Source organism: Vibrio hepatarius (genome assembly GCF_043642085.1).
GTDB lineage: Bacteria > Pseudomonadota > Gammaproteobacteria > Enterobacterales > Vibrionaceae > Vibrio > Vibrio hepatarius_C.
On the sequence record NZ_JBHZSA010000023.1, the window covers coordinates 1 to 13,737 of the forward strand.

At 41.3% G+C, this 13,737-nt stretch carries 18 protein-coding genes; all 18 read left to right on the forward strand.

Annotation, left to right across the window (positions count from 1 at the left end; translation table 11 throughout):
- Positions 1-210 precede the first annotated feature (210 nt).
- The 18 genes from ACHUFZ_RS20575 (at position 211) to ACHUFZ_RS20660 (ending at position 13,561) form a co-directional block, all read left to right on the forward strand.
- Positions 211-726, forward strand: a complete 516-nt coding sequence (locus ACHUFZ_RS20575; protein ID WP_394128617.1) for a lipocalin family protein — start codon at positions 211-213, stop codon at positions 724-726.
- 215 nt (positions 727-941) lie between these two features.
- Positions 942-1,421: a hypothetical protein gene (locus tag ACHUFZ_RS20580; RefSeq protein ID WP_394128618.1), complete on the forward strand. Its 480-nt coding sequence runs from the start codon at positions 942-944 to the stop codon at positions 1,419-1,421.
- A gap of 309 nt (positions 1,422-1,730) precedes the next feature.
- Entirely contained in the window at positions 1,731-2,069 is a 339-nt protein-coding gene (locus tag ACHUFZ_RS20585) for a hypothetical protein (RefSeq protein WP_263254500.1), read from the forward strand.
- A 165-nt stretch (positions 2,070-2,234) separates the two neighbouring features.
- Positions 2,235-2,723, forward strand: coding sequence for a 2-thiouracil desulfurase family protein (locus ACHUFZ_RS20590; protein WP_394128619.1), 489 nt, complete (start codon positions 2,235-2,237; stop codon positions 2,721-2,723).
- Positions 2,724-3,438: 715 nt separating this feature from the next.
- On the forward strand, positions 3,439-3,777 hold the full coding sequence (locus ACHUFZ_RS20595; protein ID WP_394128620.1) for a GFA family protein: 339 nt from the start codon (positions 3,439-3,441) through the stop codon (positions 3,775-3,777).
- Positions 3,778-3,923: 146 nt separating this feature from the next.
- Positions 3,924-4,685 carry a nucleotidyltransferase domain-containing protein gene (locus ACHUFZ_RS20600; protein ID WP_394128621.1) on the forward strand — a complete coding sequence of 254 codons (762 nt, stop codon included), beginning with the start codon at positions 3,924-3,926 and terminating at the stop codon, positions 4,683-4,685.
- Positions 4,686-4,864: 179 nt separating this feature from the next.
- Positions 4,865-5,317: a GNAT family N-acetyltransferase gene (locus tag ACHUFZ_RS20605; RefSeq protein ID WP_394128622.1), complete on the forward strand. Its 453-nt coding sequence runs from the start codon at positions 4,865-4,867 to the stop codon at positions 5,315-5,317.
- A 272-nt stretch (positions 5,318-5,589) separates the two neighbouring features.
- Positions 5,590-5,880 (forward strand): hypothetical protein, encoded by a 291-nt coding sequence (locus ACHUFZ_RS20610; RefSeq protein ID WP_394128630.1) that lies wholly within the window; start codon positions 5,590-5,592, stop codon positions 5,878-5,880.
- Positions 5,881-6,039: 159 nt separating this feature from the next.
- Positions 6,040-6,417 (forward strand): hypothetical protein, encoded by a 378-nt coding sequence (locus ACHUFZ_RS20615; RefSeq protein ID WP_258432429.1) that lies wholly within the window; start codon positions 6,040-6,042, stop codon positions 6,415-6,417.
- Between the two features lie 559 nt (positions 6,418-6,976).
- Positions 6,977-7,573 carry a hypothetical protein gene (locus ACHUFZ_RS20620; protein ID WP_394128623.1) on the forward strand — a complete coding sequence of 199 codons (597 nt, stop codon included), beginning with the start codon at positions 6,977-6,979 and terminating at the stop codon, positions 7,571-7,573.
- A gap of 131 nt (positions 7,574-7,704) precedes the next feature.
- Positions 7,705-8,241 carry a nucleotidyltransferase family protein gene (locus ACHUFZ_RS20625; RefSeq protein ID WP_394128624.1) on the forward strand — a complete coding sequence of 179 codons (537 nt, stop codon included), beginning with the start codon at positions 7,705-7,707 and terminating at the stop codon, positions 8,239-8,241.
- 721 nt (positions 8,242-8,962) lie between these two features.
- Positions 8,963-9,271: a hypothetical protein gene (locus ACHUFZ_RS20630; RefSeq protein WP_394128625.1), complete on the forward strand. Its 309-nt coding sequence runs from the start codon at positions 8,963-8,965 to the stop codon at positions 9,269-9,271.
- A complete protein-coding gene (locus ACHUFZ_RS20635) occupies positions 9,246-9,554 on the forward strand; it encodes a hypothetical protein (RefSeq protein ID WP_394128626.1) in 309 nt (102 codons plus the stop codon). Before ACHUFZ_RS20630 ends, ACHUFZ_RS20635 begins: the two co-directional genes overlap by 26 nt.
- A gap of 219 nt (positions 9,555-9,773) precedes the next feature.
- Positions 9,774-10,091, forward strand: coding sequence for an antibiotic biosynthesis monooxygenase family protein (locus ACHUFZ_RS20640; RefSeq protein ID WP_199437621.1), 318 nt, complete (start codon positions 9,774-9,776; stop codon positions 10,089-10,091).
- 859 nt (positions 10,092-10,950) lie between these two features.
- The gene (locus tag ACHUFZ_RS20645; RefSeq protein ID WP_080992566.1) at positions 10,951-11,451 is read left to right on the forward strand and encodes a GNAT family N-acetyltransferase; all 501 of its coding nucleotides are present in this window, start codon (positions 10,951-10,953) and stop codon (positions 11,449-11,451) included.
- Between the two features lie 330 nt (positions 11,452-11,781).
- A complete protein-coding gene (locus ACHUFZ_RS20650; RefSeq protein ID WP_394128627.1) occupies positions 11,782-12,438 on the forward strand; it encodes a QnrVC family quinolone resistance pentapeptide repeat protein in 657 nt (218 codons plus the stop codon).
- A gap of 160 nt (positions 12,439-12,598) precedes the next feature.
- Positions 12,599-12,979 (forward strand): nuclear transport factor 2 family protein, encoded by a 381-nt coding sequence (locus ACHUFZ_RS20655; protein ID WP_394128628.1) that lies wholly within the window; start codon positions 12,599-12,601, stop codon positions 12,977-12,979.
- Positions 12,980-13,135: 156 nt separating this feature from the next.
- A complete protein-coding gene (locus ACHUFZ_RS20660) occupies positions 13,136-13,561 on the forward strand; it encodes a bifunctional diaminohydroxyphosphoribosylaminopyrimidine deaminase/5-amino-6-(5-phosphoribosylamino)uracil reductase RibD (RefSeq protein ID WP_394128629.1) in 426 nt (141 codons plus the stop codon).
- Positions 13,562-13,737: the final 176 nt, after the last annotated feature.

Genomic DNA, 13,737 nt, shown 5'->3' on the forward strand with positions numbered 1-13,737 from the left:
TGTTTAGAGTTGGCTTTAACCTATCAGCAGCGTAAAAATTTACCTCTTTTAGGCGCATCATAAAATTCACATAACAATAAATTTAAGCAGATTCGCAACGCTTGGCATTTTTGGTTTGAATTGGCTTAAGTGTTTACGGCACAATGGTTTACCTTAGGTGGTGGCGTTGCTCACTACTTAATTTGGCGTTAGGTTTTTACGGAGGAAGCCATGAGAAAAGTACTTCTGTTCATACTTTTATTATCGCTAGGTGGTTGTTTAGGCATGCCTAAAACAATACAACCAGTTAAGGATTTCAAGCTTAATAATTATTTAGGTCAGTGGTACGAAATAGCTCGCTTAGATCATTCCTTTGAACGAGGCTTGAGTCAGGTCACTGCCGAATATAGATTACGTAAAGATGGCGGTGTTTCGGTGTTGAACCGCGGTTATTCCACAGCAACCCAAGAATGGAAAGAAGCGGAAGGTAAAGCATATTTCGTTAACAGCCCTAACGAGGGGTATTTGAAAGTGTCGTTTTTTGGTCCATTTTATGGCTCATATGTGGTCTTTGACCTAGAAAATGAAACCTACGAATATGCTTTCGTATCAGGTCCGAACAATGATTACCTTTGGTTGTTATCGCGGTCACCGAGTGTAAGTGCAGATATCATCGAAAGGTTTGAACAGTTGGCTGAACAGAACGGTTTTGATGTTGAGCAGTTAATATACGTGGAACAAAAATAAACCTAACAATAAATTTAAGAGTGATTCACAACGCTTGGCGCCGTCACTTCAAGTCAGTTTAGTGTTTATGGCACAATGGTTTAAGTAAGGTAGTGGCGTTGTTCACACCTTAATTTGGCGTTATGTCGCTCTACACTTGATGAGCCTACCGTAGGTTCAAACCCGTGACGTAAACGGGTATAATGGTCGAAAATAAAAAATAATGGAATAAACAGTTGTCTAGTTGGATTTTACAAGACTTTGATATTGGTGATATTTCTTGTCAAATCATTGAGTTTTCAGTTGATAATCATAGCTATGTGATGCTCTTCAATCGAGTTGACGCGACGCGGACTGAAGAGATGATAAGTGAGAAAGCCGAAGAGCTTGGTATAGATTATCGAGAAAACAGTTACGAGGTAAAGTTCGATCTTAAAGAAAACTTTGAATCGGATCAGTTTTTTGAAAGACCGGAAGTTTCTATATCAGTCTCAGGAATGCGTGAGTTAGGTCGAATCATTAAAGACTTACTTGAGTTTCACTACAGAAACAGTAATGCTGAAGCTTATGTTTGTGTTGCAGAGAGCACAAAGTTAAAACGTTTTTATGATCGACTTGCCAAACTCTATACAGAAGAGTTAAACTTTGAAGTGAAAATGAACTTAGGAGAGGAGGGTTTAGGTTATGAGATCACAACCCCAAGTTACAAAAGCTAAAGCTGCTAAACTAGAAGCTATGAAAAAGATCAAAGCTGCATATAGTCAAGCTAAGAAAGAGGGTAAAGTTAAATCTTACCAGGTCTCTCCAGCTTAGTTCTACATTGTTTTAAAAGCGCCGCTCGTAAGAGCGGCGTTTTTGTATCTATAATTCAGCGACATAACAAGCAATTTAAGAGGGATTCACAACGCTCGGCGCTTTCACTTCAAGCCAGTTTAGTGTTTATGGCACAATGCGTTAGGTTTGGTTGGAGGCGTTGTTCACCCCTTAATTGGGCGTTATGCGTCATTTTAGAAATGGAGATCAACATGCCTATTGCAAATTGTATTCTCTCTCCTCAGGTTGCTGTAAATAGTAGTGACTGTACTGGAATCATTGATAAGTGGGGGAAACATTCCGGTATTGATACTTCGGAAATGACGGTAACAGTCGTGCGTTCAGAAGAACAAATGGGTAAAGAGTATGGTGCTATTTGTACGTTGATTTTACCTAACCTTTGGAGCCCAAAATCAGTTAGCTCACTTCAGGTTGGACTAGCGAAGGCAATTAGTGAGCACTTTAGTTTGAAGGATACAGAAGTACTCATAATGACCTCGCTTATCGCATCAGGCTTCGTAGTAGAAGGTGGTAAGGAAGTCAGTTGGTAACTCGCACTGAGCGCATAACAAGGCGTTTAAGGCGAATTCACAACGCTTGGCGATTTCACTTCCAGTTGAGTTAAGTGTTTAATGTACAATGGTTTAGGTTTAGTGGTTAGCGTTGTTCACCACTTAACGCGGCGTTAGCTATTTCTTGTATATAAAGGAGCTCCAGTGGTAAAAGTTCTCGTTAGTTCATGTTTGGTTGGAAACAACGTTAGATACAATGCAAGCTGTTTATCAATCCCAGAACCTGAATTACTCTGGCTCAAGTCCAACACAGAACTAGTGATCTTTTGCCCTGAAGTATCAGCTGGCCTGCCGATTCCTAGAGCGCCTGCCGAAATCATCACTGGTAAAGGTGTTGATGTGCTCGATGGTTTGGCAAGCGTCGTTGGAAATGATGGCATCGATGTTACTAAACAATTTGTAAGTGGGGCAGAGAAGGCTTTGGAACTTTGTAAAACACAGCAAATAAAGTACGCGATACTTGCAGAAGGCAGTCCTTCCTGTGGCAGTTCAAAAATTTATGATGGCACATTCAACGGGATTAAAATCGATGGTTCAGGGGTAGCTACTGCATTGTTAGAGCGAAATGGGATTAAAGTCTACAGTCAGCATACGATAGTTAAACTCCGAGATACGTTGGAAAAACATAGCTAACAAACAGTTCAAGCAGACCAAAAACGCGTGGCATTTTTAGTTTGCGTTGGGTTTAGTGGTTAGGGTAGTTTGCAGAAACAGCATTTGTACGTTTTTGGCTACTTAACTGGGCGTTATGTTTACTTGTATTTCAAGGGCTTAAATATCTTAGGCTCTAGTTCTTTGTCCCTCTGGCAATTCGTCCCTAGTTGACTCAGCAAATCCGTATTGTCGCCCTAAGTTCTTGAATCACTCAGCCCGTAAAACATGCCAATGTTCGTGGGTTGCTTCATTTTAAGGTCGTGGCGGTCGGTTGTTTGTGTAACTGGCTTTAAGTCGCTTTTGGGTTCTTAGCCAATTAGCATTTCGGCTTGGCAGTTGCCTCGGCAATTAGCCATTGTTTTGCGCTTTGGTTGGAAGGATAGGGCGCTTGTTGTTTCTTGGTCGGGTTGCCTCATTGGGCAGGGACGTGGAATTATACGTTTAAGGTTAGTCGCCTTTGGCGGTCAAGTTGGTTCAAGCCTTGTGGTTTAGCTCAGAAAAGCAGTCATAAATTGTAGTTCTTTCTCAATTAAATCATGTATTTGTGGTAAAACATAACAATAAATTTAAGAGTGATTCACAACGCTCTGCGCTTTCACTTCAAGTCAGTTTAGTGTTTATGGCACAATGCTTTAGGTCGGGTGGTTAGCGTTGTTCACACCTTAATTTGGCGTTAGGTGAAGGGAATTATCGAATGGAATTAAAGTGTCACTGTGGAAACGTTAGCTTGGTATTGAGCTCGCTACCTAAAGAGGTTGGCGAGTGTAATTGTTCTATTTGTCGTCGTTATGCTCCGGCTTGGGCATACTTTTCTCCAGAGCAAGTTCAAATCAACATGAAAGAGAAAACGGTTTTCTATTGTTGGGGTGACAAAGAAGTAGAATTTCATCGTTGCAACTCATGTGGTTGCTTAACGCACTACATAACCACACAGAAATGTTCCGAAGATATCGTGGCTGTAAATATGAGAATGGCCGAAAATGAAGTGCTTTCGAGTATTCCTGTTCGTAAGATCAATGGTGCATCGTACTAATCACCTAACAAACTGTTCAAGAGGGATTCGCAACGCGTGGCATTTTTACTATGCGTTGGTTTAAGTGATTAAGGTGGTGTGCGGTGACTTCGGTATTGCGTTGCTCACCCCTTAACAGGGCGTTATATTCAAAGGTGGAAATCAACATGGACGAGCAAGATAAAGGTCTCGACAAGCAGGGTTTTATCCGAAATGTCTACTCATCAAAGAACATCCAGCCCGAGTTCAAAGCTGTTGTCGATGCTGTTGTTTCTGAGTTGTGTTACCGCCTGCCTGAGCAAGTAGATGGGATATATTTGTATGGTAGCGTGCCCAGAGGAAGCGCGATTGTTGGTAGCTCCGATCTAGATGTATCCATCATACTTACAACCCCAATCAGTCAAAAGGAAGAGCAGGTATTCAATGAACTATCTGCTGCCATTCCTAAAGAATATCCCGAGGTGAGTAAGCTAGATATTGACCCTGGTTACCTCAATGGTGTTCTAGAATCAAAAGAAAAATATCATTGGCAATTTTGGTTGAAGCACTGTTGCTGTTGTATTTGGGGTAATGACTTGTCGGCTAGGTTTTCATCGTACAAACCAAGCATTGAAATAGCTCAAGCTCTCAATGGTGATTTGCTAACCTTCTTGGAACAAATGAGCTTCGGATATGCTGGTATGAGTGACGCGAATGTTGCTAAGGTTCTTGGTAAGAAGTTACTAAGAGCAGCCTATTACTTCGTTGCAGCTAAAGATTGTAGTTGGTATACAGACCTATCCCAATGTGTTGAAGTTGCTAAAAGGTACTATCCAGTTCAAAGCGATGATCTCGAATTAGCATACCAATATGCTACAGGGAGACTGGCATCTAAAACTGAGGCGATTGAACTATACGAGCGGTTAAGTCAAAACATTGTTCCTAGCTAAATGTAAGTACCACTGAACTCACTGAAATTTGAATATAACAATAAATTTAAGAGTGATTCACAACGCTCGGCGCTTTCACTTCAAGCAAGTTTAGTGTTTATGGCACAATGGTTTAGTTAAGGTGGTTTGCGTTGTTCACACCTTAATTTGGCGTTATGTTTTCGGAGGAAATTAGGAACATGAGTATCGAGCTCAGAAGTATTAATCAGGGTAATTTCTACGAGATCTGCCAGTTGCAAGTCGCTGAAAAGCAGTTAAATCACGTTGATAGTAATGCTATTTCACTGGCGGAAGCGAACTTTATGGAGTTTCCTTGGTTTCGGGGAATCTATGCCGGAGATAAGCCAGTAGGTTTTATATTGGTAAACGCAGACACCTCCACAGGAAAATTTTCCCTTTGGCGACTGATGCTAGATCAGATCCAACAATCGAAAGGCTATGGTCGTAAAGCAATCGACTTACTGAGTGAAGAATTGCTTAACGAGTTTGGTGTATCAACCTTATATACAAGCGTCGTGGATAGCGCTGATAGCCCCAAGGGTTTCTACTTAAATTGTGGTTTTATACCTACAGGCAACTTGGTCGCAGGTCGTGAAATAGAGTTAAGCAGAACTCTTGAGCCCCAAACATAACAATCTGTTTAAGAGTGATTCGCAACGCGTGGCATTTTTACTATGCGTTGCGTTTAGTGTTTAAGGTGGTATGCGGGAGCTTCGGTATTGCGTTGCTCACACCTTAACAGGGCGTTATGTTTACTTGTAATTCAAAGGCTTAAAGTTCTTAGGCTCTGGTTCTTTGTCCCTCTGGCAATTCGTCCCTAGTAGACTCAGCAAATCCGAATTGTCGGTCTAAGTTCTTGAATCTCTCAGCCCGTAAAACATGCCAATATTCGTGGGTTGCTTCATTGTCAGGTCGTGGCGCTCGGATTCTTGTTTCACTGGCTCTAAGTCGCTTTGAGGTTCTTAGTCAATTAGCATTTCAGCTTGGCAGTTGCCTCGGCAATTCAACATTGTTTTGCGCTTTGGTTGGAAAGATAGGGCGCTTGTTGTTTCTTAGTAGGGTTGCCTCATTGGGCAGGGAAGTGGAATTACTGGTTTTGGGTTGGTCGCTTTTGGCGGCTAAGTTGGTTCTTGCCATGTGGTTTGGTTCAGAAAAGTGGCTTGAAATTGCAGTTCTTTCTCAATTAACTCAGTAACTTGTGGTAAAACATAACAAACAATTCAACAGTGATTCGCAACGCTTGGCGCTTTCACTTCGGGTTGAGTTTAGTGTTTACGGCGCAGTGGTTTAGTTTAGTGTATGCGCTGCTCACACGTTAATTGGGCGTTATGCGACCCAGAAATAGGAGTTTCGAGTGGAAGAAATAATTGATCAGTTAGTTGCTCAGGGCTATGAAGTATCTGGTAGCAATTCAAGTATTCGAGTGAAGATGGGGGCATTAACGGGTAAGGCGATTATTCGTAAAAGTGCCTATTCAAATACTTTTGTGGTGTCTACTCATACTTGGACTCAGCTTATCGCTTTGACGCTGGTGCTTTTTTCAATTCTATCGTCGCTTTTTAGTCAGTGGGGACAGCCAGAGTTAAGTGGCGCAATGTGGTTTAGTTTTTCGGTTGGCATTCCCGTAGTGATAATGGGTTTTGTATCCGCAATTATTGCTGAAATTCATTTGCAGCCCGTCCGCCAGATCGTAAGAATGGCAAATTCAAAGCTATCATCACCAGTCGCATAACAAGCAATTTAAGAGGGATTCACAACGCTTGGCATTTTTGCTTCTACTTCAAAATTAGTGTTTATGGCACAATGCTTTAGGTTTGGGTGGTAGCGTTGTTCACCCCTTAATTGGGCGTTATGACACGACGGTCCTCACAGGTTGTATGTACTGTGATGATACTCAAGTTTGATTGTAATTTAAGGGGTTGGGAGAAAGACGGCAAAAAGGGCGAATATTAGTTATTTCCATGCTAACCTTGAGGCGCTTTCGCGATCCTTAATACGGCGCGCGATTAAAGAGATCGCGACAGCGCTACTCAAGGTAGTGCGATAACAAATACTTCGGCTTCGATTTTTGTCTTTTTACTCCTACCTCATTGTATTTAAAGAATATTTCACTTAAATTTGAATGAAATTGGTCGTGACATAACAAGGCATTCAAGAGCGATTCGAGCCTGCGTGGATTCACAGTTTACTTTTGCTAGGTTGAGTAAACGTGGTCTGCAGATAGTACAGTACTCACGGCTCTCACGCCTTAATGCGCGCGTTATAGCTTTATTGGACGCAAAGGTAAAATAGTGAAATCAGTAGAAGTTATTCAAGAAGTAAAGAAAGCTCTGGCTAATGCAAAAAACACCGGGCAGGTGTCGGTGTCGATTGATGCAATGGATGGGTTCATGGATCAACTTGAGAAGCGTGCTCAGATGGTCGGCGAGTTTAATCAACTTGAACATGATCGATTGTTAAAAGAATTTGAAGCGGAGAACGCTCGCAATATCGCTCACTCCCAAAACATGACAGCGCATAGCGTCGAGATGTTTAAATCTGTAATAACGACAGGTCAAGCGGCTCTTAAATCTAGTATGGTAATAAATGGTGGTGCTGCTGCGGCACTACTTGCATTCACTGGAAAAATTTGGAACGAGGGTTCAATTATCCAAGTTACAAATGCTTTGACCCATTCGATTCTATGGTTCTGCTTCGGTTTATTAATTGCTTCTTTTGCTGCGGGTACAACCTATCTCTCCCAATTTGCCTATGCAAAAGACTGGAACCAAGTAGGTGGCGTAGTTAATGTATTTGCGGTTCTTACAGTTTTGGCGTCTTACGCTGCGTTTGGTTTCGGCTGTTTTAAAGCTTCAAATTCGTTAGCTATGCATTTTGGTACGCTATAACAATAAATTTAAGCAGATTCGCAACGCTTGGCACTTTTGGTTTGAATCGGCTTAAGTGTTTACGGCACAATGTTTTAGGTAGGTGACTGCGTTGCTCACTACTTAATTTGGCGTTATGGCGCAGGGCGAAAATGGACAAAATCGTAGAATTAATAAAACGTGACCCAATAAGAACTGAGGCATTAAATCATGTGTCTCAGCTGAATCTACCTCAGTGCTATATAGCAGCGGGTTTCGTTCGAAATTTAGTCTGGGACTCGTTACATGAGTTTGAATCTACGACTCCTTTGAATGACGTTGATGTGATTTACTTCGATCCTAATGAATCCAATCCTGATGCCTACCTGGGTTATGAAGCATACTTGAAAGGGTGTATGCCAGAGCTTAATTGGCAAGTTCGAAATCAAGCTCAAATGCATGAACGTAATGGTGATGAACCTTATCAAAGTTCAGTGGATGCTATGAGCCACTGGCCTGAGAAAGAAACAGCCGTTGGCGTTCGTCAAACAGGCGTGAATCAATATGAAGTTGTATCAGCATTTGGGTTTGAATCTTTATTTGGTTACTGCGTCACGCATAATCCTAAAAGGTCACTATCAACATTTGAAAATCGTGTAAATTCGAAAGGGTGGTTAGTTAGGTGGCCATCTTTGAGAATTGCGCCATAACAATAAATTCAAGCAGATTCGCAACGCTTGGCAGTTTCGGTTTGAATTAGCTTTGGTGTTTACGGCACAATGCTTCAGGCAGGTGGTAGCGTTGCTCACTACTTAATTTGGCGTTATGTTTACTTGTATTTCAAAGGCTTAAATGTCTTAGGCTCTAGTTCTTTATCCCTCAGGCAATTCGTCCCTAGTAGACTCAGCAAATCAGTATTATCGGCCTAAATTCTTGAATCCCTCAGCCCGTAAAACATGCCAATGTTCGTGGGTTGCTTCATTGTCAGGTCGTGGCGGTTGGCTTCTTGTTTAACTTGCTCAAAGTCGCTTTTAGGTTCATAGCCAATTAGCATTTTGGCTCAGCAGTTGCCTCGGCAATTAGCCACTGTTTTGCGCTTTAGTCGGAAAGAAAGGGCACTTGTTGGAGCTTAGTCGGGTTGCCTCATTGGGCAGGGAAGTGGAATTACAGGTTTTAGGTTGGTCGCCTTTGTCGGTCAAGTTGGTTTTAGTCTTGTGGTTTGCTTCAGAAAACTAGTTAGAAATAGCAGTTCTTTCTCATTTAAGTCAGTAACTTGTGGTAAAACATAACAAGCAATTTAAGAGGGATTCACAACGCTTGGCATTTTTGCTTCTACTTCAATTTTAGTGTTTATGGCACAATGTTTTAGGTTGGGTGGAGGCGTTGTTCACCCCTTAATTGGGCGTTAAGTTTCATTGGAGTTCAGGTGGAATGGATAAAGAAGTAAAAGCGTCATGGGAAAGATTCCTCAATCCAGTGTCGCTCAAGAACAATATAATCACGGCTTCTGTACACTCGATGGCATTCGAGATGCTAAAAAGTAGTATCGAAGATAAAATTAGAGAGTTCTTTACAAATGGCTTTGATGAAAACGGCCCACTTGTTAGCGATGATTATAAGCTCAAAGTTTTAAAGCTAAACCGTAGTCGAACCTATGCTTCACTTTTATGGTTAAAGCAACATGACGCTATTGATGACGCTGATATTGAAGTATATGAGCGTATTAAACGTCATCAGTAATGAACTGACGCATGAACTATTTAAGTTCGCTTCCCAAGGCTGCGACTTTGATGTGGCAAAAAGCTTTGATGATATGGTGGGCTTATTGCGGAAGATAGAAATTTGGTGGTTTGTAAACCTAGAAATGGCCATCGACCCTGAGAGTTATCCTGCTGACTTAGACTTAGATGAAGTCGTTCCGGGACGTTTGTGGAGCTTGCAAATGCTCATCAGCACCGCTTTGGGCTCTGAAGAGGATGCAATGAAATTCTACAATGAGTTTGTGCAGCAAACTGAAACTTAACAAGCAATTTAAGAGGGATTCACAACGCTTGGCACTTTTGCTTCTACTTCAGTTTTAGTGTTTATGGCACAATGCTTTAGGTTTTTGGGGGGGCGTTGTTCACCCCTTAATTGGGCGTTATACCCTTCTCGCGAAAATAGGCAAAGTTAGTTGAATAAATACCTTCCTAGGGTAGCTTAGACAGCAATGGACTATCTGTTTAGCTCAAAGGAAATTACCATGTCTAAAATAGCTCAAACCCCTACACCACCATACTATGCTGTGGTCTTCACTTCGGTACGAACTGAAGGTGACAACGGATACGGTGAAATGGCGGCTAAAATGCTTCGTTTAGCGGAACTTGAGGAAGGTTTTCTAGGCGTAGAGTCAGCACGAGAGGAAGTGGGGATAACCGTCTCGTATTGGACAGACTTGGCTTCCATTAGAAAGTGGAAACAAAATACGGAACACTTAGAAGCTCAAAAGATCGGGCGGAATTCTTGGTACGAGTCATTCAAAGTGCGTATCTCGCTAGTTGAGCGCGATTATGGTATTTAGTCGCTAAAAAGTACGGGTATAACAAGCAATTTAAGAGGGATTCACAACGCTCGGCATTTTTGCTTCTACTTCAAATTTAGTGGTTATGGCACAATGCTTTAGGTTAGGGTGGAGGCGTTGTTCACCCCTTAATTGGGCGTTATATGCCTTCTAGCCCTCAACCTTATGTGAGGGCTGAAATCTGAGCTGAATTTGCTCAATTGAGGTGTAGGGTTAAAGGTTTAGATACCGAAAGAGATTTGATAAAGGCTCTAGAATCAAGAGGGTAAGATATATGAGAACTAATTATTGCAGCGTTGTATAGGCAATAAATTAAGTCAAGCTTAATGATATTGTTTTCAAGTTCAGAGCCACTCATAAGCTGCTCATTATCAGAATCGCTACTAGCATTTATCGCTTTTTGTAGTGAGATGGTAAGTAACCTAGATTCGGAGTCATAGCAGAATGACTTTACTACGAACTCATTGATGTCGAGCTCAGCCTTATTCTTATCGCAAGTGTCAATAAAGGTTGGCTTTACATGGTCTTTAAAGTGAACAAAAATTTGCCCCTTTAAGTCAAATGGGTAGCGTATCTTCTTCATAGCAACTAAATCTTTTTATCTTCAATACTTGGAATTATGAGCGGATCTAGAGTGTTTGAATTAGCATCTGTTTTTATTTTTTGTGTGGAAATGCCTAATGACTCTTCTGGTAGTATTTAAGTCTGCATATAACAATAAATTTAAGAGTGATTCACAACGCTCGGCGCTTTCACTTTAAGCAAGTTTAGTGTTTATGGCACAATGCGTTAGGTAAGGTGTTAGCGTTGTTCACACCTTAATTTGGCGTTATATGCTCTAGAGGAAATGGATAATTCGATGATCGAGACTGAAAGACTAATACTTAGCCCTGTAACCCCAGAAGATCTTGATATTTATAAGAAGCTTTTGACTTGCGCTGAAACAACAAGATATTTACCGGGTGGAAAGCCTTTTAGCTTGGAGTATATTCAGAATTACGTACCAAGCAAAGTGGCTCACTGGTCGAAAGGCTATGGCACTTTCATTGTTGCGCTAAAAAGTAAGCCATCTCAAAAAATCGGTTATGCTGGCGTCGAGTTAGTTCCTGACTCGAATTTTTCAGATATTAGGTATGCATTACTACCTCAATATCAAGGTAAAGGGTACGCGTTTGAAGCTTCGAAGGCTGTGTTAAATTTCACCTTGGAATCGAGTTTGGTGTCTGAGGTTTATGGTGTAGCGGTAATAGAAAATTTGGCATCAGAAAAACTACTCCGTAAGCTTGGTATGCAAGAATCCGCAGAGCGTTTATACGATAGTGATGACTTGGTTACTCTCTCGACTCAAACACGCATATAACAAACTGTTCAAGAGGGATTCGCAACGCGTGGCATTTTCACTATGCGTTGCGTTTAGTGTTTAAGGTGGTATGCGGCAGCTTCGGTATTGCGTCGCTCACCCCTTAACAGGGCGTTATGTGCTTTCTCTAAAACCCGCCAGATTCACTAAAACTTTTTTCTAGCTGGCCGCATTGGTTGTTTTGAATTAGCCCCCTTTAAAATGCCGTTTTGATGCCTTATTTTGGCTAAAATGGGGTGTTTTAAATGTCTGTTTTTATTGGTTTTGTTTTTGTTGAGAACTTTCAGGTAAATGGTAGTCTTCAAATCAAATGTTTTTTGGAGCTACAGCATGGAAATATCAAAGCAATTATATAATCAAGTGAACTTCTCACATCAGGACTTGCAAGAACATATCTTTAGCAATTGTACTTTTATACATTGTAATTTTACGCGCTCAAACCTTCGAGATACACAGTTCATTAACTGTACTTTCATAGAGCAGGGGGCACTGGAAGGGTGTGATTTTTCTTATGCTGATCTTCGAGATGCTTCATTTAAAAACTGTCAGCTTTCAATGTCCCATTTTAAGGGGGCAAATTGCTTTGGTATTGAACTGAGAGATTGTGATCTTAAAGGAGCAAATTTTAGCCAAGTTAGTTTTGTAAATCAGGTTTCGAATAAAATGTACTTTTGCTCTGCATACATAACAGGTTGTAACTTATCCTATGCCAATTTTGAGCAGCAGCTTATTGAAAAATGTGACCTGTTCGAAAATAGATGGATTGGTGCAAATCTTCGAGGCGCTTCATTTAAAGAGTCAGATTTAAGTCGTGGCGTTTTTTCGGAAGATTGCTGGGAACAGTTTAGAGTACAAGGTTGTGATTTAAGTCATTCAGAGCTTTATGGTTTAGATCCTCGAAAGATTGATCTTACAGGTGTAAAAATATGCTCGTGGCAACAGGAGCAGTTACTGGAGCAATTAGGGGTAATCATTGTTCCTGACTAAGCGCAAGATTCGGCTACGCACATAACAAAGCGTTTAAGACAGATTCGCAACGCTCGGCATTTTCGGTTTGCTTTTATTTTAGTGTTTACGGCACAATGGTTTAGGTTAGGTGGAAATGTTGCTCACTACTTAACGCGGCGTTAGGTGCTAGAGGGAAATAATGAATTCAAAGGAAATCGTCCTAGCTTTTTGGGACGCGATGAAAACTAACGACTTTGCAAAAGCTAGTGAATGGCTGAGCTCTGATTTCGAAGGTTTTTGGCCTCAATCAGGTGAACTTATAGTTGGTAGAGAAAACTTCACAGCCATTAATTCCTACTATCCCGCAAACGGTGTTTGGGAGTTTGAAGTTCATTCGGTAGTCTGCGATGGTCCAATAGTCGTAACTGATGTCTCGATTACAGATAGTGTCCAAAAAGCCCGTGCTATTACTTTTCATACCGTTGAAAACGGTTTAATCAGAAAGCAAAAAGAGTTTTGGCCTGATCCTATGGAAGCGCAAGAATGGCGGTCGAAATGGGTAAAGGTCGTACAAGAATAGGCTACGCACCTAACAATAAATTTAAGAGTGATTCACAACGCTCGGCACTTTCACTTCAAGCCGGTTTAGTGTTTATGGCACAATGCTTTAGGTAAGGTGATAGCGTTGTTCACACCTTAATTTGGCGTTATATGCCCGAATGAGGAATACGGAAAAATGTCAGAAAAATATATGCTTAGAGCGTTGGAAGTATCTAGAAAAGCATTACCTGATTGTGTTCCAAATCCGCCAGTTGGTTGCGTCTTAGTTAAAGACAACCTCGTCGTATCTGAAGGTTTTACACAAGCTATTGGTGGAAACCACGCTGAAGTTGAAGCATTAAATGCGTACAAAGGTTCAACTGAAGGTGTGACAGCTTATGTGACCCTAGAGCCTTGTTCTTTTGTTGGTCGAACTCCTGCTTGTGCAGATACGTTGGTGAAGTCGGGTATAAAGCATGTTGTTGTCGCGTTAGTTGACCCAGATGAGCGCAATTGTGGTAAAGGTATTTCTATTCTCAAACAAAATGGTATTGAAGTAGAAGTTGGCCTCTGTGAAGAGCAAGTTGCCTGTTTTCTAAAGCCTTATTTAGGTAAGTCGTAAAGGCATATAACAAGCAATTTAAGAGGGATTCACAACGCTTGGCATTTTTGCTTCTACTTCAAATATAGTGTTTATGGCACAATGCTTTAGGTGGGTGGAGGCGTTGTTCACCCCTTAATTGGGCGTTAGCCGTCATGGAGCTTGCTATACTCAAAGTGATAGAATAGTATCACTTT

Coding starts and splice junctions, on each gene's coding strand:
- ACHUFZ_RS20650 (WP_394128627.1), top strand. CDS start 11,782: ATGGAAATATCAAAGCAATTATATAATCAAGTGAACTTCTCACATCAG.
- ACHUFZ_RS20600 (WP_394128621.1), top strand. CDS start 3,924: ATGGACGAGCAAGATAAAGGTCTCGACAAGCAGGGTTTTATCCGAAAT.
- ACHUFZ_RS20585 (WP_263254500.1), top strand. CDS start 1,731: ATGCCTATTGCAAATTGTATTCTCTCTCCTCAGGTTGCTGTAAATAGT.
- ACHUFZ_RS20640 (WP_199437621.1), top strand. CDS start 9,774: ATGTCTAAAATAGCTCAAACCCCTACACCACCATACTATGCTGTGGTC.
- ACHUFZ_RS20625 (WP_394128624.1), top strand. CDS start 7,705: ATGGACAAAATCGTAGAATTAATAAAACGTGACCCAATAAGAACTGAG.
- ACHUFZ_RS20635 (WP_394128626.1), top strand. CDS start 9,246: ATGAGCGTATTAAACGTCATCAGTAATGAACTGACGCATGAACTATTT.
- ACHUFZ_RS20630 (WP_394128625.1), top strand. CDS start 8,963: ATGGATAAAGAAGTAAAAGCGTCATGGGAAAGATTCCTCAATCCAGTG.
- ACHUFZ_RS20605 (WP_394128622.1), top strand. CDS start 4,865: ATGAGTATCGAGCTCAGAAGTATTAATCAGGGTAATTTCTACGAGATC.
- ACHUFZ_RS20575 (WP_394128617.1), top strand. CDS start 211: ATGAGAAAAGTACTTCTGTTCATACTTTTATTATCGCTAGGTGGTTGT.
- ACHUFZ_RS20595 (WP_394128620.1), top strand. CDS start 3,439: ATGGAATTAAAGTGTCACTGTGGAAACGTTAGCTTGGTATTGAGCTCG.
- ACHUFZ_RS20655 (WP_394128628.1), top strand. CDS start 12,599: ATGAATTCAAAGGAAATCGTCCTAGCTTTTTGGGACGCGATGAAAACT.
- ACHUFZ_RS20645 (WP_080992566.1), top strand. CDS start 10,951: ATGATCGAGACTGAAAGACTAATACTTAGCCCTGTAACCCCAGAAGAT.
- ACHUFZ_RS20660 (WP_394128629.1), top strand. CDS start 13,136: ATGTCAGAAAAATATATGCTTAGAGCGTTGGAAGTATCTAGAAAAGCA.